Source organism: Leptolyngbya sp. NK1-12, from assembly GCF_032598965.1.
Classification (GTDB): Bacteria; Cyanobacteriota; Cyanobacteriia; order Elainellales; family Elainellaceae; genus Elainella.
Genome location: NZ_CP053586.1, coordinates 5395871 through 5417198, shown reverse-complemented (window position 1 = coordinate 5417198; position 21328 = coordinate 5395871). Strand labels below are relative to the sequence as shown.

Annotated in this window: 23 protein-coding genes; 13 read left to right on the top strand and 10 right to left on the bottom strand. The window is 46.8% G+C overall.

What is annotated here, in order from left to right:
- Positions 1-7 precede the first annotated feature (7 nt).
- The gene (locus HJG54_RS22980; RefSeq protein ID WP_316431580.1) at positions 8-439 is read right to left on the bottom strand and encodes a hypothetical protein; all 432 of its coding nucleotides are present in this window, start codon (positions 437-439) and stop codon (positions 8-10) included.
- A gap of 94 nt (positions 440-533) precedes the next feature.
- Positions 534-1010: a hypothetical protein gene (locus HJG54_RS22975; RefSeq protein WP_316431579.1), complete on the bottom strand. Its 477-nt coding sequence runs from the start codon at positions 1008-1010 to the stop codon at positions 534-536.
- Between the two features lie 456 nt (positions 1011-1466).
- Between HJG54_RS22975 and HJG54_RS22970 the strand changes: the two genes are divergently transcribed.
- Positions 1467-2525 carry an IS110 family transposase gene (locus tag HJG54_RS22970; protein WP_316431578.1) on the top strand — a complete coding sequence of 353 codons (1059 nt, stop codon included), beginning with the start codon at positions 1467-1469 and terminating at the stop codon, positions 2523-2525.
- A gap of 478 nt (positions 2526-3003) precedes the next feature.
- On the opposite strand, the gene HJG54_RS22965 is transcribed toward HJG54_RS22970, so the two are convergent.
- A complete protein-coding gene (locus HJG54_RS22965) occupies positions 3004-3870 on the bottom strand; it encodes a methyltransferase domain-containing protein (RefSeq protein ID WP_316431577.1) in 867 nt (288 codons plus the stop codon).
- 263 nt (positions 3871-4133) lie between these two features.
- On the opposite strand from HJG54_RS22965, the gene HJG54_RS22960 reads away from it, so the two are divergent.
- Positions 4134-5198, top strand: a complete 1065-nt coding sequence (locus HJG54_RS22960) for a serine hydrolase domain-containing protein (protein ID WP_316431576.1) — start codon at positions 4134-4136, stop codon at positions 5196-5198.
- A gap of 406 nt (positions 5199-5604) precedes the next feature.
- The gene (locus tag HJG54_RS22955; protein ID WP_316431575.1) at positions 5605-6669 is read left to right on the top strand and encodes an IS110 family transposase; all 1065 of its coding nucleotides are present in this window, start codon (positions 5605-5607) and stop codon (positions 6667-6669) included.
- Between the two features lie 489 nt (positions 6670-7158).
- Here the strand turns inward: HJG54_RS22955 and HJG54_RS22950 are convergent, their stop codons facing one another.
- The gene (locus HJG54_RS22950) at positions 7159-7605 is read right to left on the bottom strand and encodes a DUF3995 domain-containing protein (protein ID WP_316431574.1); all 447 of its coding nucleotides are present in this window, start codon (positions 7603-7605) and stop codon (positions 7159-7161) included.
- 85 nt (positions 7606-7690) lie between these two features.
- Here HJG54_RS22950 and HJG54_RS22945 point away from each other — a divergent pair, with 85 nt between their 5' ends.
- From HJG54_RS22945 to HJG54_RS22935, 3 genes are all read left to right on the top strand, one after another.
- Positions 7691-8176 (top strand): winged helix-turn-helix transcriptional regulator, encoded by a 486-nt coding sequence (locus HJG54_RS22945; RefSeq protein WP_316431573.1) that lies wholly within the window; start codon positions 7691-7693, stop codon positions 8174-8176.
- Positions 8177-8292: 116 nt separating this feature from the next.
- Entirely contained in the window at positions 8293-8538 is a 246-nt protein-coding gene (locus HJG54_RS22940) for a DUF4160 domain-containing protein (protein ID WP_316431572.1), read from the top strand.
- A complete protein-coding gene (locus HJG54_RS22935) occupies positions 8510-8776 on the top strand; it encodes a DUF2442 domain-containing protein (RefSeq protein WP_316431571.1) in 267 nt (88 codons plus the stop codon). The genes HJG54_RS22940 and HJG54_RS22935 overlap by 29 nt, the downstream gene beginning before the upstream one ends.
- A 62-nt stretch (positions 8777-8838) precedes the next feature.
- Here the strand turns inward: HJG54_RS22935 and HJG54_RS22930 are convergent, their stop codons facing one another.
- From HJG54_RS22930 to HJG54_RS22910, 5 genes are all read right to left on the bottom strand, one after another.
- A complete protein-coding gene (locus HJG54_RS22930) occupies positions 8839-9159 on the bottom strand; it encodes a hypothetical protein (protein ID WP_316431570.1) in 321 nt (106 codons plus the stop codon).
- Positions 9160-9318: 159 nt separating this feature from the next.
- Complete coding sequence (locus HJG54_RS22925; RefSeq protein ID WP_316431569.1) at positions 9319-9705, bottom strand: hypothetical protein; 387 nt, start codon at positions 9703-9705, stop codon at positions 9319-9321.
- A 58-nt stretch (positions 9706-9763) separates the two neighbouring features.
- A complete protein-coding gene (locus HJG54_RS22920) occupies positions 9764-11104 on the bottom strand; it encodes an SCP2 sterol-binding domain-containing protein (protein ID WP_316431568.1) in 1341 nt (446 codons plus the stop codon).
- A 59-nt stretch (positions 11105-11163) separates the two neighbouring features.
- Complete coding sequence (locus tag HJG54_RS22915) at positions 11164-11619, bottom strand: MarR family winged helix-turn-helix transcriptional regulator (RefSeq protein WP_316431567.1); 456 nt, start codon at positions 11617-11619, stop codon at positions 11164-11166.
- A gap of 235 nt (positions 11620-11854) precedes the next feature.
- Positions 11855-14404: a DEAD/DEAH box helicase family protein gene (locus HJG54_RS22910; RefSeq protein ID WP_316431566.1), complete on the bottom strand. Its 2550-nt coding sequence runs from the start codon at positions 14402-14404 to the stop codon at positions 11855-11857.
- Positions 14405-14806: 402 nt separating this feature from the next.
- Between HJG54_RS22910 and HJG54_RS22905 the strand changes: the two genes are divergently transcribed.
- From HJG54_RS22905 to HJG54_RS22890, 4 genes are all read left to right on the top strand, one after another.
- Positions 14807-15166 (top strand): phage integrase N-terminal SAM-like domain-containing protein, encoded by a 360-nt coding sequence (locus HJG54_RS22905; RefSeq protein ID WP_316431565.1) that lies wholly within the window; start codon positions 14807-14809, stop codon positions 15164-15166.
- A 408-nt stretch (positions 15167-15574) separates the two neighbouring features.
- The gene (locus HJG54_RS22900) at positions 15575-15787 is read left to right on the top strand and encodes a hypothetical protein (RefSeq protein ID WP_316430628.1); all 213 of its coding nucleotides are present in this window, start codon (positions 15575-15577) and stop codon (positions 15785-15787) included.
- Between the two features lie 103 nt (positions 15788-15890).
- The gene (locus HJG54_RS22895; protein ID WP_316431564.1) at positions 15891-16559 is read left to right on the top strand and encodes a phosphorylase; all 669 of its coding nucleotides are present in this window, start codon (positions 15891-15893) and stop codon (positions 16557-16559) included.
- 319 nt (positions 16560-16878) lie between these two features.
- Entirely contained in the window at positions 16879-17853 is a 975-nt protein-coding gene (locus HJG54_RS22890; RefSeq protein WP_316431563.1) for a pentapeptide repeat-containing protein, read from the top strand.
- A gap of 89 nt (positions 17854-17942) precedes the next feature.
- On the opposite strand, the gene HJG54_RS22885 is transcribed toward HJG54_RS22890, so the two are convergent.
- A complete protein-coding gene (locus tag HJG54_RS22885; RefSeq protein WP_211622625.1) occupies positions 17943-18137 on the bottom strand; it encodes a hypothetical protein in 195 nt (64 codons plus the stop codon).
- A 205-nt stretch (positions 18138-18342) separates the two neighbouring features.
- Here HJG54_RS22885 and HJG54_RS22880 point away from each other — a divergent pair, with 205 nt between their 5' ends.
- The 3 genes from HJG54_RS22880 to HJG54_RS22870 are packed head-to-tail and all read left to right on the top strand — an operon-like array spanning position 18343 to position 21289.
- Positions 18343-19632: a glucose-1-phosphate adenylyltransferase gene (locus HJG54_RS22880; protein ID WP_316431562.1), complete on the top strand. Its 1290-nt coding sequence runs from the start codon at positions 18343-18345 to the stop codon at positions 19630-19632.
- Between the two features lie 14 nt (positions 19633-19646).
- Positions 19647-20243 (top strand): AAA family ATPase, encoded by a 597-nt coding sequence (locus HJG54_RS22875; protein ID WP_316431561.1) that lies wholly within the window; start codon positions 19647-19649, stop codon positions 20241-20243.
- Positions 20244-20293: 50 nt separating this feature from the next.
- The gene (locus tag HJG54_RS22870; RefSeq protein WP_316431560.1) at positions 20294-21289 is read left to right on the top strand and encodes a DnaJ C-terminal domain-containing protein; all 996 of its coding nucleotides are present in this window, start codon (positions 20294-20296) and stop codon (positions 21287-21289) included.
- Positions 21290-21328: the final 39 nt, after the last annotated feature.

The window sequence follows — 21328 nt, the reverse complement described above, 5'->3', positions numbered from 1 at the left end:
TATGAATTTAGCTTTGGGAAACCCAACTTTCTGCAAGCTTTTCAGCTTCTTGCGTGAGATAGTATAATCCTTCGGGTGTTTTCTCAAAATATTTTTTGTTGCCTTTTGTTGCTAATGTTTCGCCAAAGCTCTTCTTAGTTGCCGAAACGATCTTATACCTCTTAATCAGATACTCGTATGCTAAAGCAGGCTTCATTGCAATCTCAACTTTCAACTCTTTTGTAATGTCATATAAAGCGAGAACAACAAGATGAGATTTATTGCTTAGTGACCTAACATCAAAGTCATCAAATCTAGATGGCTTCTGTATCCATTGATTAATTTTCTCAATTTCTTCTCTAGTTGTTCGAGAACCTTGGCTAGAGTTTCTTCTCGTAGAAGACCAATATTCTATACCTTTTAAGTCTGAATCTTGCATTTCTGCAATAACTTTCTCCACCTCTCTGTATCCAGTGGGGTTCAGCTTCAAAGTACCATCAGATTTAATAAAGAAACGATTAGAGATGTCATTTGTGTATGTAGAAAAATTTGCGTTATATATTCCATTTTTTTTTGGCTGCGGAGCTTAGATGTTTTTTGCTGGGCACTGGCTCTTGAAAAATTGCGTTATAAGCCCAAACATAAAGTAGTATGAATCGCTCTTGCTGAGTTTTTTTGTCCTTTCCCCGATAATCAGGGTTCTTTGACATTAAAAACCCTTGTCCATCTTTCTCAAAATAATCTAAGGGAGACTTATCATTTGTAACATCTTGAGATATTGCCTCTACAACTTCCCCATTCAGGTCTTCTTGTTCCTCAGATTGCTCGTTCTCCATCGTAGTTGGTGAAAACGGTAGTACAAGCCGTTGCTGAGGTTGTGCAACTTCTCTTGTTTTTGGGGATGGAGTCAGAGGAACATAGCCACCCAAAACAGATGCCACCTTATCAATAGCAGTATCAGTGAACGATAGATTTAGCTTTCTTGAGTAATTGCTTTCTGTTTGCTCCTCCTCTAGTGAAAAATTATTCATAGGAGTGGCAATAGTCTGAGACACGCTTAGAGAAGTACCGCACTTAAGGCACTTACTCTTATCCTTAATTAGGTAACTGCCGCATACCAGACACTTGACCTGCTGCTCACAACTAACGCAGAAATTATAAGCCTCGTCAATTAGAACATCACAGTATGGGCAATTTGGCATAGTTAAACTTTTTTAACGCTTTAAAGATTGATCGCTAGTATACTCGTACTTTTTATACAACGCCCACATATTCGAGTACGGTTTTCCCTACCGTCAGAATGGAAATACTAGCTAATTGAACACTGACGACAGCATAAAGCTTAACCCTAGCCAATGAGATAGCGGTCACGCCCCTACCGAGGACTAAGAGAATCTATGCAAGCCGTGAGAGGTAAGAAGAAACCTCCGATACCCTTGAGGATAGGACGTTTCACTTCCACTCAACGATAAACCTCGGAGGCTGATATGAAGATTCTCGCAATTGACCTGGGAAAATTCAAGAGCGTGGCTTGCTTGTTCGATACCGAAACCAACCAAGCCGAGTATGAGACGATCGCGATGCAGCAAGTTGCGCTTGAAGACTTGCTGCAACGGAAACAGCCGCAGAAGGTGGTGATTGAAACCTGTACCAACAGCAACTGGGTTCATGATATTTGCCAGGAACACGGCTACGAAGTTTTGGTAGCTAACCCGAATCAAGAAGCATGGCAATGGCGCAACGTGAAGCGCAAAACGGACAAAGATGATGCGCTCAAACTCGCTAAACTTGCTGCGCTTGAGCAAATTAGCCCAGTGTATGTTCCAGCCGCCCAAACCCGCCAGTACCGCCGCTTGGTGAAATACCGCAAAACTCTGGTTTGGCGAATGAACCAAATCAGGAACAGCATTCGGGCACTCTTGATGGCACAAGGGTTAACCCTGCCTGCTCGTGCCAGAGCCTGGACGCTGGAAGGGTTGGCAGAGTTGAGCAAACACCGCAAACCGTTAGCCGAGTGCCAGATTGACGAGTTATGGAAAGGCGAGCTGGATGTGGAATTGACGCTGCTCGATACGTTGGAAGAGCAACACGACCAAGTTGAGAAGCAACTCAATCAACTTGCCAAACAAGAAGAACGGGTTCAACTGTTGATGACAATTCCAGGAGTGGGACGACGAACCGCAGAAGTGATTGTGACCGCGTTGGATAAACCGGAGCGCTTTGCCAATGCTCGGCAAGTTTCTGCCTACGCAGGCTTAGTGCCTGACCAGCGACAATCGGGGCAAACGAATCGATTAGGAGCGATTACGCGCAGAGGGTCCAGGTTACTACGAGGAGCATTAGTCGAGGTAGCATGGATGCTGATTCGCTTCAACTCTTGGGCACGACAGACCTTCGAACGTATCTGTGGAGGGCAGAAAACTCGCAGGAAGACGGCGATTGTGGCGCTAGCTCGAAAGCTTTTGGTGAGATGTTGGGCAATGCTGAGAGACAAACAACCTTGGAACCCAGAGCTGATAAACAATCTAAGCATTAGCAACGCATGATGAGTGTTTGGTGATTGAGCGTTGGTGGAAAGAAACTGACTGGGTAAGAAGTTGATGATTGATGGGTTAGGTGAGATTTTTGAGTGCGTGAGCTTGCAGTTATGCTTAACTTACAAGAAGTTGACTAAGCGAATAAGCCACGCACTTTGCAAAGACTCTTGAGACAATGCAGTGATTACAGCTTCAAATGTGAAAATGTAAACAGCATTGACAATTCGGATAGTCGGTTAGAAACAACCTGACACAATTAATTGTGAACTTGAAATACATTGACTGTATTCATCTTGGTAAAAGATGAGAACTTAATGCTGTCAAAAAGTTGATATTTGATTAACGACCGAAAGCTAAAATCCTGTTGACAGGCTCACGGCTTCATAGTCGGCATAACGACCCGCTTCACCCGCCGCCAACAAACTTTCGGACTCAACTAACCATCTTGATACGGTCGGTGTGCAAGCGGGTCGTTATGCCGCCGCAACTACTCCGAATAATCAAGCACAAGCTTATTCCAATTCTTGTCTATCGTTAACTCATGAGATAAAGGAACATACTTGTTCTCCTTTGGATAAGCTCTAATTCGCAACCCCTCTAGGGTTAAACGTCCAAAATCTATCCAGTTAATCAATGGCTGAGGTAACAGCCCAAGATTCCAAACTTGTTTGGGTAGCCACTCCAGCGGTGTCATGTCTGGTTCAGCCAGTACTTCTCTTAACTCCATAAAACCACAAGGCACAACGGAAATGCTCACCAAATAATTGTCAGCAGGTTCAAATGCGATCGAAACTTGTCGAGTTTTGATGCGGAGCGGGAGTAAAAGGCGACCCCTAGCGCTTAACTGTTCTCGCCAAGCTGGAGCAATATCCCAGGCTCCAACCGTCAGAATAATGCGATCATAAGGCGCGAAATCTGGATAACCATTTCCTCCATCACGGCACACGACTTGTACTTGCGGGTAACCAGCCGTTGCTAAATGTTGATGGGCAGCTTCTACAATATCTTCATCAATATCGATGCTGATGACTTGTCCTGTTTCACCAACGATGTGTGCCATGAGAGCGGCATTGTAGCCTGTTCCTGCACCAATTTCTAGCACTCGATGACCTGGCTTTAGATCAAGCTGCTCTAGCATGGTCGCCATGAGTCCAGGTTCAGAAGATGAGCTAACTGATTTTCCATTCAATCGCTTTGTGATGATCGCCTGATTTTGATAAGTTTCAACAAGTGGAACATTGGGTAGAAAATGATGCCTTGGGACACGGCGAAAGGCAGCTTCTACAGATGGCGTGCGAATCCAACCTGCTTGCTTAAGTTGATCAACATATGCCTGATGCTGTGTAACTACCATGACTAAACATCAACAGATAACTTCCAAACTACGGCCTAACCGACAACATCCCGTCAACTCTGACCTTAAACACGAACAGATAAGATTTCGCTCATGCCTTCACCGAGAACTTGCGGCATAACGACCCCCATCACCGGATACAAACAACCTCTGCAACTCACCGACCAATTGACTTTTTTCCGGTGCATTGGGATTGTTCTGCCGCTGCCACCACAAATCCTTATCATGAAAGCTGAACTGGTTTATATTCTAGACTTTTTACCGTGAATCAAACTCTTCACCAGGAACTCAAATCTGCCATTGAACACTCTTTGAGAAAATCTCAAACTCCCGGTGCTGCTGTTGCTATCAGACTGAATGGTGAACCCTTCTGTGAAATGGGCGTTGGCTATCAAGACCTGAACTATACTCAACCCTTGTCCAAGGATGCAAGCTTTTATATCTACAGCGTCACGAAAAGTCTCCTAGCGACTGCATCTCTAGATCTGGTTGGTAAAGGAATTCTCAATCTTGATGATTCCGTACAGCATCATCTGCCTGATTTTTCTTTAGATCCTTCAATTACAATCCGCCATCTTTTAGGTCATACCAGTGGATTACCTGATTATGGTGGAATGTCTACCTATTTTGATGCGCTCAAAGCAGCACCCACTGTTCCTTGGTCAGAAGAAACTTTTCTCAACCTTGTTACCCAAGAACGGTGCCTCCCGCCGGGTACAGACTGGCAGTATTCCAATATTGGCTATCTCGTCTTGAAGCGCATCCTCAAACGCATCACAGGACTATCGATGCAGCAACTTCTGCATCAAGTCATTTTTAGCCCCCTTGCTTTGCAAAGCACTTTTGTCCCCAATACGCTCGACGATGTGACTGTCCTCACACCGGGATATACAGCATTTTTTAGCGGAACTGAATTGCAAGATATGTCTCCTCTCTATCATCCAGGTTGGGTATCACATGGAGTCGTCATCTCGACAGCACCAGAACTTGCCAAAATGATTGAGGCTCTGTTTCTCAACCAGATTCTTAGCTCTGCCCTCATTGAACAAATGCTTTACCCTGTTCACATCCTGGGAAAGTATCCTCGATTTGAAAAGTTAGCTTATGGGCTGGGATTATTCATTGATTTAGAGTCACCTCATGGTCTGGTGGCTGGACACACAGGCGAAGGACCAGGCTACTCAGTTGCCGCTTTTCACTTTCCAAATCTAGGCGGATCGCAAATGACGATCGCTGCAATCACGAATCAAGATCGACACGATTACGGTTTAGTGTTGGTGTATAAATTAGTCGAAGTTTTGAATAAGTTTCTTGCATCCCAACACTAACAGATCGCTTTGAAATACCACCAACACGACTAAACGAAGCGGCAGAACGGTGCTGTTCAGCGGTTGCAAACTGACTTTGCCACTCCACGAACCAGAACCAGCAATCCGTTGCAACAGCGTGGTCAGCTGGAGCACACACCAACGGGCTTGGCTAACTCTGACTTTGCCACTCCCAACCTATCCCAAAACTACCGTCCTCACCTACCGGACTCTGGGTGCTTTGCGACACCACAGACTCCCTCATACTACGGTCTCAACCTGCCCACTGCGCGGCGCTTTGCTTCTTGACGATGTGACTTTGTGAACGAGTGGAAGGACTGTTTGCGGAGCCAGCTCAAGAATCTATGTAAGCCGTGGGAAAGTAGAAGAAACCACTCAAACCACCTTCCCACACCCGGAGGATAGCATGAAGATTCTGGCAATTGACCTGGGTAAATACAATTCCGTTGCCTGCTTATTCAACACCACCCCAAACCAGAGTGAGTTCGAGACAATCGCCACTCAACGGTGGGCATTGGAGCAGCTATTGAATCAAACCAAACCTGACCAAATCGTAATAGAGACCAGTTCAATTACAGGCTGGGTACATGACTTTTGCCAAAGCTTGGGGTACCAGGTCTTAGTCGCCAATCCCAGTGCCGAGGCGTGGCGATGGAAACATGTCAAACGCAAAACCGATAAAGATGATGCGCTCAAACTGGCGAAACTCACTGCCCTTGAGCAAGTGTCAGCGGTTCATGGTCCGGTGGCAGAACGTCGTCAATATCGCTTAGGAGTGAAGTACCGTAAAACCCTGGTCAATCGTATCAACCGCATTCAGAATCACATTCGAGCGTTGTTTGACCATCAGGGCATCAGCATTCCCAGTGGACATAAAGCTTGGACTGCCGCAGGCATTGAAACCTTAAGTCAATACCGCAAACCTCTGGCAGAGTGTCAACTGAATGAATTTTGGCGAGGTGAACTTGACCTGGAGTTGCAGAGCCTTGATGCCCTCTGGCAACAATTACAACAAGTCGATGAGCAGCTTGAAAAGGTGGCGAGACAAGATGAACAGGTGCAACTTCTGCAAACCATACCGGGGGTGGGACGCAGAACGGCAGAGGTCATTGTTGCAGCGTTGGATAATCCTCACCGTTTCAAGAATGCCCGTCAGGTATCGGCATATGCAGGGTTGGTTCCCGACCAAAGACAATCAGGTCAAACCAATCGCTTGGGCAGAATTACCTGTCGAGGCTCCCGCATTCTGCGCAGTGCATGCGTTGAGGTGGCCTGGGTGATGCTGCGTTACAACCCGTGGGCAGAGAGTATTTATCAGCGAATTTATGGCGGACAGAAAACTCGTAAGAAAATCGCTATTATTGCCGTAGCCCGAAAGCGTTTAGTGCGCTGCTGGGCGATGTTGAGGCACAAACAACCTTGGCAAGATAGCACGCCTCTATTGAGTGCCTCAACATCACCCAGCTCATAGCTCCTGTCAGCTTGAACTTGAACCTGGGAACTAACATGAAACACTGTTGATCTAACGAATAAGACAAGTAATTTTGCAGAGATAATTGAGACAATGCTCAAGTTGTACCTCTAGAACTAGAAATACGAACTGCATTGACACCTCGGATAGTCGTTTAGAACTCAATCCGTCGCATCTTGAGGAAGCTGTTATAAAGACTAAACCTCATCCTATTACCTTGGATGATTGGTTTCGTTCGGCTAAATTGCAGAACTCCCTCACGCACAAATCCCAAAACCCGCTTGACATAGACACGGCTTCATAGTCGTTCCGGTTGAGCGGCTACCGATAACCTTTGCCACAACACAGACCAACTTTGCAAGTCCGCTCCAATCGGGTTGTTGGGCAGCTGGTTATTTGGGATAATATTCGATTCCTTAACTCTGTATCGCTCGCAACACGGGGTAGAAAGAAGTGCAATGGGGCTAACCGCATCGAAGCTATAGCCTGCTAATTTGGTGATGTCCAGAAATTAGGGGCATTAACCGCAAGAACGATACAGCAAACTGCTAACCCTAGACATAATGGTGTGTACAAAACGGTGTCCCAATGTGCAAACAAGCTATCGTTAAACTGTTTGAAGAATCCGAGATAGCGAAATTCGCCAATAGCACGTAGTAGAAAAACCAATGCGATGCACCAGATCCCGGTTCGATAAATCCAGGTGGGTAAAAACGGCAGACGATAGTTTAAGGTTCCTAAACAGATAATTGCTGCAATGGATAATGCCATTGCCACTGCCAGCGTATCCCAAAGTCCAGGTTCAAACAGGGGTTGACCGTCAATGCTAGGAACTGTTGCTGTTGCTCCCCAGTTTCCGCCAAACGCCCAATAAATATGTAAAGTCGATAGCGCCACAAAAATTGTTGTGGTGATCAGCCCAATGACGTAAATCATGTTAGTCTCCTCAGGAAACTGACTCAATCTCCTTAAGAGACTATAATGACTCTTGCTACGCTGTCAATCGTGAACGTATACCTGCATGAAACGAACTGACTTTTCTCATATCTGTTGCTCAGTCGCCCGCACACTCGACCTGATTGGCGAATGGTGGAGTCTTCTCATTGTGCGCGACATTTTCTTGGGAATCAGACGGTTTGAGGAAATTAGACAAGATTTAGGAATTTCGCGCAAGGTGTTGACTGAGCGATTGGAATCTCTGGTTGCCGTAGAAATATTGGAACGGCGACGCTATCAAAAACGTCCAGAGCGGTACGAGTATTGGTTGACTGAAAAAGGGATGGAACTCTATTCAGTTCTGTTGGTTTTGATGCGGTGGGGTGATCGCTGGACAGCCGAGAATGGTGTGCCTCTGGAAATTATTCATACCACCTGTGGAGTTGTAACTGAACCCATAGTCGTTTGCGCTCATTGCGGAACTGAACTCAACGCTCACAACACTCAGCATCGACCAGGATCAGGTTTCACCACAGACAGTCTTCAGGGATCTCTTCCACCGATAACTTAAGCAGCCCAACAACCCCCTTGCAGCGGACGGTCGAAAGCTACTGATACTGAGTCAAAGGTTACTTGCCGCCGCTGAAGGGGGTTGTTAGACCTAGTGACTCGCTTATAATCTATAGTATGCCAACAGTCTTACGTATCGGTCCTTACCGTTTTTACTTTTACAGTCATGAACCGAATGAACCACCGCACATACATATTGATCGCGATGATTCATCGGCTAAGTTTTGGCTGGAACCAGTCAGTTTAGCCAACAACATTGGTTTTAGTCCTAAAGAACTTCGTAAATTGCAATCGATCGTTCAAGAAAATCAAGAAATTTTACTGGAGGCTTGGTATGGGTATTTTGGCAATTCGAGCGGATGAGAGAGTTAAGAATGTCCACTTCACTGAAGAAACTGTTAGCGTCGATTTAATGGACGGGCGAACAATTACTGTGCCTCTGGTTTGGTATCCAAGGCTGCTTAACGCTACACCTGACCAACGCGCAAATTGGGCAGTTTCTGGAGGTGGTTATGGGATTCACTGGGAGGAGATCGATGAGGATCTGAGTACAGAAGGGATGTTGCGTGGTGCACCTGCTCCGTCTCTAAAAGCTTCGTGAATTAATTCTTCTATGGGAGCCAGAGCCGTAAGCACTCTAGCTCCGCACTTTGTTACCAGTCTTTAGAATCGGATCGTTCCACCTATAGAGATTTCTCCCGAAATCAGAGTTGCGGGGCTACCAGTTTGCGGTTCAATGTCAAGCGATGTTGAGCGAATTCGTTCGCCTTTAGGTTGACGACTTGCAAATGTGATTGCTATCTGTGCACCACCAAGAACCTCAAAAAAGTCACTCAAGTCAGATGATGTTAGAGAGCCTCCGTCAAATGCAGCAATACCTGAAACGTTACTGCTAGCAAGTTTACTCATGATATTTTTCCAGGCTTTGTCCATCTCCTCGCCAACAACGCTAGCGACTTTCTCGTATGCTTCCGTGTTTGCCATGTTTGCTTTGTTCTCCGTTAGTTGTAGGTCTAACGGTGAAGGTGAGCGGCGATGAGAAGACTAGAAACGAAGTGAAAAGACTGTGCCCGCCGCTCCACCGCAATGTTGGGCTGCTGGCATAGACAACGGAGCATGTAATTTTCCTGATTGAAAACTCGTCTATGATTCTTGATTTGACTTCGATGCATCCTGCTTATCTAAAATGTAGCTAGTTGTCGTCAAAACAATGCCAATGCTGAGAATAACCAGTAAGACTAGGAAGAATGGATCATAGTTGAGGTTGTAGAGGCTGAGTAAACAAACAAAGAAGAAACTCCGCACAATGAGAGTCGTAGAATACAGATCACTCAAACGCAGACGTAACATTTGAACAAGCATAATCCCTAGTCCCACCGCTAACATTCCTGCCGCGCGAGGAAAGACATCTCCATAATCCCCATTTGACAACAAGAGTTTTAAGGCGAAGCGTGGCGCAATCAAGAGCATGATACCGCTCGGAATTAGATATCCCACCAGATAGAATAGGCTCAAGCGTGTTCTTTCCATTGCGGTTCCTTAAGTGATTTTGTCTTACTGTTCAGTTCAATACGTAATAGCGACACCATTAAGCAGGAAAACATTTACCAAATGCCTGAAGGAGTTTAAGTGAGCCTCTGACTCGAATCTTTCGCCGCAACAGCGCCCAAATTAGATTTTGTTCCTTAGCAAGAAAACCTAACCATGTTTCGCTGTCTGCTGTGACCGAAAGATTAGCGTTACTAAGATGATCGTTTTGCACTTGTACTGTTTTATCCTGGATTATCACCGTCGCACGGCGGAACTCAGAACCTGTAAATGTGAAGTGGTAAGTCGCATTCAATCCCTCTGACTGATTGCGTTGGAAGAGTAATGGTAATCCGAAGAGAAAGCCTTGAATGGATTGAGGGCGAATGCCACTGCTCACTCGTTTCACGGTTTTGTGAGGAAAGCGTCTTGCCACATAGCTTTCTGCGTCCGATCCTGGTACTACATAGATTGTTTCGGGTTTGTCCTGCAATGGTTTGACCACTTCTTGAATAAATGCCTTACGATCGCTCAGAAAAGGCGCAATCACATCCTCTCCCGCAGGGCAGGCGGCAATACAGTAAGCGGCTTTGTAGTTCGCCTTGAAAGACAAGCTTTGCCACATGGAGGCGGATTCAGAAGCACTGACTTTTTTGCGATAATCCTGAGCGTTTTTGCTCTGGGCAATTGTCTCAGTCCAATCGGTGAAGCCGCTCATGAACTCGCGGTAGTTGTGCGTATAACACGCTGAGAAGTTGAAGCTACCGTCAGTCCCGATTGCTCCAACTGGGCAGGCGGCAACACATAATTTGCACTCGATACAGGGATTGTAGTCAATTGGGCGTGTGTACTCCGTTACTTCGGTATCGATCAAGACTGTTCCGAGTGCAATGAAGTTACCAAACTTTGGATGAATGACATTTCGATGAATTCCCATATGCCCTAATCCGGCTGCAACAGCCACAGGCTTGTGAGACACGACCCAAACTTTACCAGGAAACCGCTCCATTTCCATTGGAAACGCTGATGATGGATTCAACGCTCGCACACCAATTTGCTCTAGAGCTTTGACAAGGTTTCGTGCGACTTCATTAGCATGATCGTAGTTCGCGTGAAATTCGAGATTTGCGATCGATCGGGCTGGCGTGCGAACATTTTCCCGATTCATGCAGCAGACAAAGCTAATCAATGTTTTGGTGGGTGGAAATGCTGCCAAAATGTCTGACTGTTGATCTGCGATCGCAGGTCGGTTAATTTCCACGAATCCTACATCATCAGCACCCATCTCCAAGCAGAGCGTTCGGAGCGAGTCTGAATTCAGGGTGGCTGTCTTTGTCGGTTGGTGAGTTGTAGACTGCTCACGCCACCACCGCACGGTAGGGTGGTTATCAAATTTAGCCATTGAAACCTCCAAGGTTCACAGTGTTATATGTATATACATGTTTTGGGTAAATTTTTAGGCTATCTCACAGCTTTGACCTCAGACAACAACGATAGGAGCGTTTGCCATTGCTGTTGCCCAAAGTGCTGCATTACTTCCGCTTGAGCTTGCTCCCATAAAGGGAGTGCCTGAGCTAGAATAGTCTGACCTTCAGGTGTTAGGGATACCCACCTAACCCGTCGATCCTCACCCGGTTCGATCGCTACTAACCCACGTTTCTCTAGCAGCTTGAGATTCCGAGTTAAGGTTGTTTGATCAGTGAACAACTCTTGAGCCAAGCGAGTGATGGGCGTAGACTCAACCAGGTGAATGGCGACTAGCAGCGTAAATTGGTTTAATACCAACTCCACAGGACGCAATGCAGCATCATACACCTGCGTCAGTATGCGTGATGCTCGACGAATATGCATTCCCATGCAGGTTGCAGGCACTTGACTGACTTCAGTTAGTTTAATTTTGGGAGATTGATTACTCATAAAATATGTATATACATATAGTTTGCACGTGTCAAGTGCTTTCGATCCTTGAGAACTCCGCCAATCTTACTTAATACTCAACATTGACAGAGAATTTTGATGCACTGTCCAACCGACAACCTCAAGCAGCCCAACGTTGGAGTTGTGCGGCGGCAGATAACCTCGACTGCCCACCGATAACCTCTGTTCCGTCCGCACCAACGCAGTGTTGGGCTGTATGGCACGTAAGAGATACTCAGGTTGTCACTTCAAGAGCCTGCATAGGCTTCACTTTGACTTTTGAAGCAAGACCTTCAAGTTTCCATTGCACTCCTGAACAAAACTCTGACACCTTACCTCTTCGTTGAGTTGGAGTAATTGCCCGCAAGTCTTCAACTCCTGCAATTAATTGGTTTCTAATAGCAATCAAAACTGATGTATCGCACAAGTACATTTCTGAAGATGGATTAGCTGCTTTATCTCGTTTTCCATAAGAGCCAACGTAAACTAAGCCCAAACATATATGGCTTTGATAATTCTGTCGAATCCACTCTAAGTGATCATGCCCTTGCTCAACATCTTTCTTGTAGTAAATAGGATTACTCTTCTTACCTGTCTTCATTTCAAATGCAAGGCATTTCTGAGAATCCTCATCGACCCAAAGCACATCAGGTCCAGTTCCATCGTCATTGTCTGGACGAGTTGATGTAAAGCCCAAATATTCTCCCAAAGCGCGAAGGGCTTCTTCTTGTTGTGTTATTGAAGCATTGGGATCATCAAGTCCTGTGACAGAGCTACGAAGACGCTGAAAGGTTTTTTGATAACTCTCTGGTGATTTACGCTCAACAATTAAATCAACTTGTCGCTCGAAATCAGTTAACGCTTGGGGTGTGACAACCACACTATGAGAATCAGTGCCAATTTTTCTTGGAACAATTATTCTTTTAGCAAGTCTTTGGTAAGCACGAAGATACTCCTCCTGTGCAGCTTCGTAATCTTCTTCACACTCTAAACACATCCCTAACCACAGATTATGCCACCCTGAAAGTTTTTCATCTGCCCTTGCAGTTTCCTGAATTACTGCTTCAAGTTCTTGACGAGCAGAAGCATAATCACGATCCCAAATGGCACTCATGAAACGAACTTCAGCTAGCGCAGCTTGGGTCATTCGTTCTTCGATTTCTTGGGTTCGCTCAGATGCCTCTGTATCTAAACCCATTTCATTGATACTTTCACCATAAAAATCAATCCAAGATGGATTACGGCTCAAAACTGAATCAATGACATCAATAAGTTGAGATACGTCTGACAACTTCTGTTGTTCATGAAGATATAACCCTAATCGAACTTGTTTTCTCAGCAAGTCTGGCAATAAAGCGAGTTTACGGTCATTTTTTAACCAACTACTTAAGCTACGACCATTGATGATAAATGCTCCATAGTCGTTACGACCTCGATTAATGCGTCCAAACAGTTGAATAATTTGATTGCTAACTTTGGTGGCACGAAAGTTTTTCATATCAAGAGTATCCCACTGAAACTTCTCTAATGTAGACGCACCTGTGGGTAACTCATCAAAAATCATTACACGGCAAGTATCATGAGGAAGATCAATCCCATCCACTCTAGAAACCAGAATGAAAACACCAGAATCAGCTTCACGAAACTCTTGAAGCTCATCACTAAATTCTTCAGGAGAAGGTGGGCTTCCTACTTTTTTCCATACTTCAGCTTGACGATATGATGGGACAGCAATGAGAACTTTATGTTTCTCCGATAATGAATTAACAAATACAGGATCGATTTTCTTCCGAGGAATTTCGTCTGAAAATAAGATTAGGCGTTCCCCGTTTCCTGCATCGTTTTTAGGTTCAATACAAGGATCGGGAATTCGTCCAAAAGCTCTAGCAATATCTGATTTGTAATTGAGGCTTGCAGATAAATAAATTCTTCTAACATCTCCTCGCAAAAAGATGGGCAGACTAAAGAGAGGTAGAAATGGAGGAGCAATTTCTACTGTTCCATAGCCAAAGACAACAGCACAATGTTCTAAATTTTCTTTGAGCAGGTTAAATGAGTATTTGAGATTGGCATCATTTTTGATGCCAGAGTCAACCAATAAATTGTAAAGCCGTCCAGAAACCTCTTTCACAGCACTTGGACTTGCCATGATTGGAGATTCAAAGGGACTATCAATGGCACTTTCCAAGGAGGGAAGCTTACCAGCTTCTTTGAAGTGAGGTTCAAAGAGAGATTTAATTTCTTTAAGTAATTCCGTTTGGTTTGGTGCTGTAATTTTCACAGTAAATGATTCGCGTATCATTCGCTCAGCTACATGAGCATCATCAAAAATTACTGCGCCCGGAAAATAATCACGCTGTAAAACGCTTAACCCATTGAATAGACTGGTATAAGTCGTAATACAAAATGCTTTTCCTGTTTCAAAGAGTGTATTGCTAAAATCGCCGCTTGTTCGCAGAGTGCATTCAATGCCAAGTTTAGTAGCTTCGCGCTGGGTTTGAAGTACTAAATCTTTAGTCCCACAAACATATGTAACGTTTTCAATCCCTTCATTTACTAAACTTTGAGCTACCAGTAATCCAACCAGGGTTTTTCCTGCTCCTGTGTTTAACGCAATAAACACATCAGGCTTCTTACGATTCTTATGCCATTCGCTCAGTGCCTCAGTTTGCCCTCTCCACAGGTCATTTGGAGTATTGTGTAAGCTTGGTCTTCGCTCAAAGATAGCAATCGGATCTAATGGTTTAGTGTTACGCGCTGGTCGTTTGAGTTGAGAGAAATCCATATCCAAAACCCCGATTTAGCAAAGGCTTAAGAGCTTCTACCCAAGATAGCTCAACCTGCAAGCTTGTAGCCAATACTGATTGAATACCTACTGCCGCCTTAGTTGCCACTCAAGAGATGGATCGATGCAGCCTTAGATACTAACCGATAACTTTCAAGGGCGACCCCACCGATAACTCAATGCAGCCCAACTATTAATAGACGGAATTTTTCCGCCTAAGATCCCAAAATGGGCGGATAGGCAGAATGTTTCCGCCTAAGATCCCAAATTACTACTTATGCCGATTATTTCCGTATAATACGCCGTTTAAACTGATTCGCGAGACTCTTTCCCCATATTTTCAGATTCCTTACGGATGTGATCAGGTGTACTATTAGATACACAGTACATCTACTTCCCTCTATGCAGCCACCGCCTAAAAAATTGCTGGATCAGCTGCGGGATGCGATTCGTCTCAAGCCCTACGCCTACCGCACGGAAGAAACCTACGTGCAGTGGATTCGCCGCTACATCCTGTTTCACAATAAGCGCCATCCCAAGGAGATGGGCAACGCTGAAATTGAAGCATTTCTCACCCATCTAGCCGTCGAGGGGCAGGTTTCAGCTTCAACCCAGAATCAAGCTCTCAGTGCCTTGCTGTTTCTCTATCGGGAAGTGCTCAATCTGGAAATGTCCGGCATTGATGCCGTTCGAGCAAAACAACCTCAGTATGGGCTACGACATCCGCACTGTGCAGGAATTGCTGGGGCACAGAGCATGTAATTTTGAGTTTTGAGTTTTGAGTTTTGAGTTGGTAGACGGTATCTGTGCAGCAGTGGGTTGAGCTGAGCGAGTGGTTTTACTGCAAGCAACGTTCATGCATTGTGAACAATTACGGCCACACACTTGTGTTTTACTACGCTTTAGTTTATGCTTTGCGATACTAGTTTTTCTCGGACCCGAAGAGGGCTAGTGGGCCGCTCAAGGCAGGCGATTCGGGCGCTGATCCAAGGTGCTACCAACACGCAAGGATCAGCTCACCTGACTCTCTGATCGGAGCAGAGAGCAAGGCTGTGTTGATTGTACTGTGCAGCGGTACCGTCTAGGCAGCCTCGTTTGATGCGTCCTGTAGTCAGGCATGGTGCCTTGAGCGATTTCTTGAGCGAAATCAAACAAACGAGGCTAAACCCAATGAATACTGAATGCAACGAATCGTTGACCGTGATCGATCACACTTACGGAGACGATAGAGCACAGATCTGGATTATCGGTACTCGCGACCAGGTGATTCATCAGATGAACGAGTTCTATGTCCGCAACCTGGTGCCGGACCGGGCCAGGTTCACTCCGATTATTCCGGCTCCCTTTGCCAAGGGCAAATACATGACCGTGCTGGAACGCTAATCGCTGTAAGAGGTTAACGATCAATAGGAGCGGGAATCTATCTCCGCTCCTGTCTCAGTTTTTTGTAAGCTTTCTATAACCCGCTCTAGCTCAACCAATCGCCGTGCCAACCCCATTGATTGATACCATCCTCGTTGCGCAAGGTGCTGAATATCAGGCGGTTTGTCGCGGTTTGCAGAATGTGGAATCGCCGCCAAGTGTTTTGCCAATCCCCATCGGAACAGCTCCGGTACAGCGTTTTTTGGCCAAGCAGCCCCAGCTTGACCGCCGCTCAATTTTGGTGATGGGTCTGTGCGGCAGTTTGCAACCATCCTACCCGGTGGGGACAGCGGTTTTATATTGCAGCGTCAAAGCCATGATTGGTCGCGAAGTCGGGCATTGGCTCTGTGATGCAGCACTGACTCAATCCCTCCAATTGCAACTGCCTGCCGTACCGTTGGTGCAAAGCTGGACGAGCGAACAGTTTGTCAACTCTAGAACTGCAAAACAGCAGCTCAGACAAACCTATGGCGTGGATGTTGTGGATATGGAAGGTAAGGCAATTCTCACTACGCTCAGAACTGCGAGAATTGCTACCCTACGTGTTGTCAGCGATGACTGTCAGCACAATTTACCCAACCTCGATCGGGCCATCAGTGCAGAAGGCGAGCTGCGGCTCCTGCCGTTAGTGACAAGCTTAATGACCCATCCGGTGAGTGGATTGCGGCTGATTCATGGTTCCCTGCAAGGATTAAAGTATTTGCAGCAGTTGACGACGGTGCTATTTACCTAACGTTCAGGTTTTGATTATGCTAGTGTTTTATAACTTCTGAACAGTTGATGCAACAGTTCGGCATGCCCAAGCTGCTACTGAAAAAGAAATTCAAGATCAAGTGAAACAAGAAATCAAAGATAAAATAAACGAGCTGAATACAGAGCTTGGCAAGAAACTGATTAGCTTAGATGGCTTAGAGGGAAAGGTAGCGCTTCAGAAATCCGTGGACCAGATCAAGATAGACCTACTGGAAGCCTTGAAAAAGCAAAGTCCGATCTACATAGAGCCTATATCGACTGGCAAAAGATTTGAAGAGATTAAATCTGAGCTTGCAGAATTGCAAAAAGAACTGAAAGCAGCGATACAACGCGAGCGAGAAATCCGAGAAGCCGAGCATAATCAACGCACCGCATCCGATCAGGATCTGTTCCAAAAACTGGAGGCGGCAAACCGCGCAAAACAAAACCTGAGCCGTCAAGATTTAGCAAAAGCCAGCTTAAAAGGCATTGATTTACAAGCAGCTGAGCTAAGAAACTCGAATTTTCGTGAAACCAATCTGAGTCAGGCTAATTTGAACAGTGCTAGTCTCAGCAAGGCCAATTTGAGTAAAGCCCAACTGAGCGCAACTAAGCTGAACGGAGCCGATCTGACCGAAGCGGATCTGAGTGAGGCTAATCTAGCCGGAGCTGAACTCGAAAAAGCGAACCTCAACGGGGCTTCCTTGTTCAATGCCTATTTGCGGGAAGCCAACTTGGATGCCTCTAAGTTAAGACGCGCTGATCTGAGTAACGCTTACTTGGTTCAAGCCACGTTTAGGAAAAAGGCAGACTTGAGTAACGCCAAATTGATCGGGGCAAAGTTGCTAGAGGCAAAACTGAATGAAGCAAATTTGAGCAAAGCGGATCTGAGCAAAGCCACCCTGACAGAAGCAAACCTGGAGGGAGCAGATCTGAGCGAGGCTCATCTCAACGATGCAGAACTGGATAAGGCTAATTTCAGCAGTGCTAGGTTAGTTGCAGCGAATTTGAGCGGGGCAAACCTGAGCGGAGCAGATTTGAGTAAAGCAGACTTCAGTCAGGCCAATCTCAGTGGAGCTAATCTGAGAGGCGCAAGTTTGAAAGGCACAAACTTTAGAGGTGCAAAACTGAGTGAAGCCGATCTTAGTGATGTCAAATTAGGTGATGGTAAGTCAGATGAAAGTAGCGACGTTGATTTCAGTGAGGCTGATTTAACGGGCGCAAAGTACGATGATTATCTGAAAAAGTATATAGATTATCAAACCAAGTCTAGGAGGCCGTTTGGAAAAGGGTGACTGTGCCCCGAACGGCTATCTGGCCAGCAGGCACTAGTCATCTGGAAATTGCCAGCAGGCGCTAGTCATCTGGAAATTGCCAGCAGGCGCTAGTCATCTGGAAATTGCCAGCAGGCAATATACTCCACCCGTTTACTGCCGCACTCACAGGGCACTTCTGAAGAGGCGACCCATTCCCGATCGCAGTCCCGACAGTGGCACCAGATGTTGTGGCGATTGGCTTCTGCAATACAGCGCTGCCATTCCTGGAGTTCTTCGGGGGTGAGTTGGGGTTGGGGGTCCATTGCCGAAACGATCCGTTTAGTTTTTCATTTTAGGCAACTCCAATGCCAGATTTTCCCAAAAACTAACAATTTTCCTGATCCCCACATTCTCTTTCTCGATCCCATTTCCAAATCTTCTGCCTTTAGACCCTTGCCAACTGCTACCGACCATCAGACACTGTAGGTGGAAGTTGAATGGTTGTTAAGCGGCAGTTAAGAGGTCATTGTGAAAAAGGTACTAGCAATTATTCTAGGCGGAGGTGCTGGCACCCGGCTGTATCCATTAACCAAATTGCGGGCAAAACCTGCAGTGCCGATTGCCGGTAAATATCGGTTGATTGACATTCCGGTCAGCAACTGCATCAATTCCGAGATCTACAAGATCTATGTATTGACCCAATTCAATTCGGCCTCGCTGAACCGTCACATTTCTCGCACCTACAGTTTTTCTGGGTTCAACGAAGGATTTGTGGAAATTCTGGCTGCGCAACAAACGCCGGAAAATCCCAACTGGTTCCAGGGCACTGCGGATGCTGTACGGCAATATCTGTGGTTATTCCAAGACTGGGATGTCTCAGAATATCTGATTCTCTCTGGCGACCACCTGTACCGGATGGACTACAGTCAGTTTGTGCAGCGCCACCGCGAAACCAATGCCGATATCACGATTTCGGTGGTGCCGATGGATGAGAGCCGTGCCTCCGACTTCGGATTGATCAAAATTGACGATAACGGCAGAATTGTTTCCTTTAGCGAAAAGCCCAAAGGCGAAGCGCTGAAAAAAGCCCAGGTGGATACAACCACACTAGGACTATCCCCTGAAGAAGCGAAGCTGAATCCCTACATCGCCTCGATGGGCATTTACGTGTTCAAGTCCGAAGTGCTGATGGATCTGCTGAAACGTTCGCCTGAACAAACCGACTTTGGCAAAGAGATTATTCCAGCCGCGGCGGATACGCACAATGTCCAAGCCTACCTGTTCAACGGCTACTGGGAAGACATTGGAACCATCAAGGCTTTCTATGAAGCAAATCTGGCCCTGACCCAACAGCCGCAGCCGGCCTTCAGCTTCTACGACGAAAAAGCTCCTATCTACACCAGAGGCCGCTCGCTGCCACCCACCAAGATCCTCAACAGCACGATTACCGAGTCGATGATCGGCGATGGCTGCATCCTCAAAGACTGTCAGATTCACCATTCGGTGCTTGGCATTCGGACGCGGATCGAGTCCGGCTGCACGATTCAAGATGCGCTGATCATGGGAGCAGACTACTACCAGCCCTTCTCAGAGCGGCAAACCAACTGTCAGGAAAAAGGTATTCCCCTCGGCATTGGGGCCAACACTACGATTCGGGGCGCGATTATCGACAAAAACGCCCACATCGGCTGTGATGTCCAGATTATCAACAAGGAGCGGGTCCAGGAAGCCGAGCGGGAAGACATGGGCTTCTACATTCGCAGCGGCGTGGTAGTGACGATTAAGAATGCGGTGATTCCCGACGGCACGATTATCTAGGAAGTTTGGAGCTGGTGAACCTGCTGTTGTTGATCGGAATTCCGGGAAGCGGCAAGTCTTCTCTAGCGGCTCAGCTCCAGCAAATCTCAGCTTGCCGCATCATTTCTACCGATAGCATTCGCGCCCAGCTGTTTGGCGATGAGGCGATTCAAGGCCCCTGGTTGCTAGTCTGGCGAGAAGTGAATCGGCAGTTGCGGGAAGCTATAATCCAAATCCAAACCGGGCAAATCGACTTTGCGATTTACGACGCGACGAATACGCGCCGCCGCGTCCGCCGCGACCTGATTGCTCTGGCCCGCTCGGTCGGGTTCAGCCGCATTGTAGCCGTGTGGCTCGATCCACCGTTAGAGCTTTGCTGCTGGCGCAATCAGCAGCGAGGGCGACAGGTTCCGGAGGCGGTGATCCAACGCATGTATCGTCAATTGTGGAGTAGTCCACCCCGGTTGCGCGAAGGCATCGATCTGCTGCTACACTATGGCACGACTGCTCCTAACTCAGAGCTGCTACTCCAGTTCGTTCAGCCTCAGGCTGCTGCGACCAGTAAGCTTCGGGAAAGTACGGAAATTGCTCCAAGTCAACGGCAAGAACCGAACCCAAGTTTTCTGTTGTGATTGCTAGCGTTAGGGGTAGGATATTCTAACTTTCTAGAGGAATTGGGTTGATGGCAACAACCGACTTTAAGGATTATTACGCCACTTTAGGTGTTAGCAAATCTGCCACGGCGGATCAGATCAAGCAGGCGTTCCGCAAACTGGCCCGCAAGTATCATCCGGATGTCAACCCAGGCAACAAATCGGCTGAGGCCAAATTCAAAGAAATCAACGAAGCCTACGAAGTCCTGTCAGATCCGGATAAGCGGCGCAAGTATGACCAGTTTGGCCAGTATTGGAACCGTGCTGAGTCAGCTGGTTGGCCAGGTGGTGCGGGTGGCGCTGACTTTGGCGGTTTTGACTTCAGCCAGTACGGCAGCTTTGACGATTTTATTAATGAGCTATTAGGTCGCTTTGCTGGCGGCACTCCGGGCGCTGGACGCACCTATTCCTCTTATCGCACCGGCACTAGCCCCTCTGGGTTTGGCGGCTTCAATGACTATACCGGCTACAAGGACACCTCGGCGGCTGGACAAGATTTGGAGTCAACGATCAAGCTGAGTTTGGCGGAAGCCTTTAAGGGTGTGCAAAAGCGGTTGAATCTGGGCAACGAGGTGATCACCGTTCGGATTCCAGCCGGAGCCAAACCGGGCAGTCGGATTCGCGTTAAGGAAAAGGGCCAAATTAATCCCTACAGCCGTCGGCGTGGCGATCTGTATCTGGTCGTGGAAATTACTCCCCATCCCTTCTTCAAATTTGAAGGCGATAACCTAATGTGCGAAGTGCCGATTGCTCCTGACGAAGCAGCCTTGGGCGCAGCGATTGAGGTTCCAACCCCAGACGGCACTGTGACGATGAATATTCCAGCCGGAATTCGCTCTGGTCAGACCCTGCGGCTACGGGGCAAAGGTTGGCGCAACCCCAATGGAGAACGGGGTGATCAGCTCGTTCGCGTAATGATTGTACCGCCCACCGACCTCAGCAGTACCGAACGGGAGCTGTACGAAAAGATTCGCGCCAATCGCACCTCGGATCCGCGCAGTAGCTTGAAGCAGGTGAAACTCTAGCAAGGGGGTTGGATCAGCAAAACTGAGACTGGCTAAATT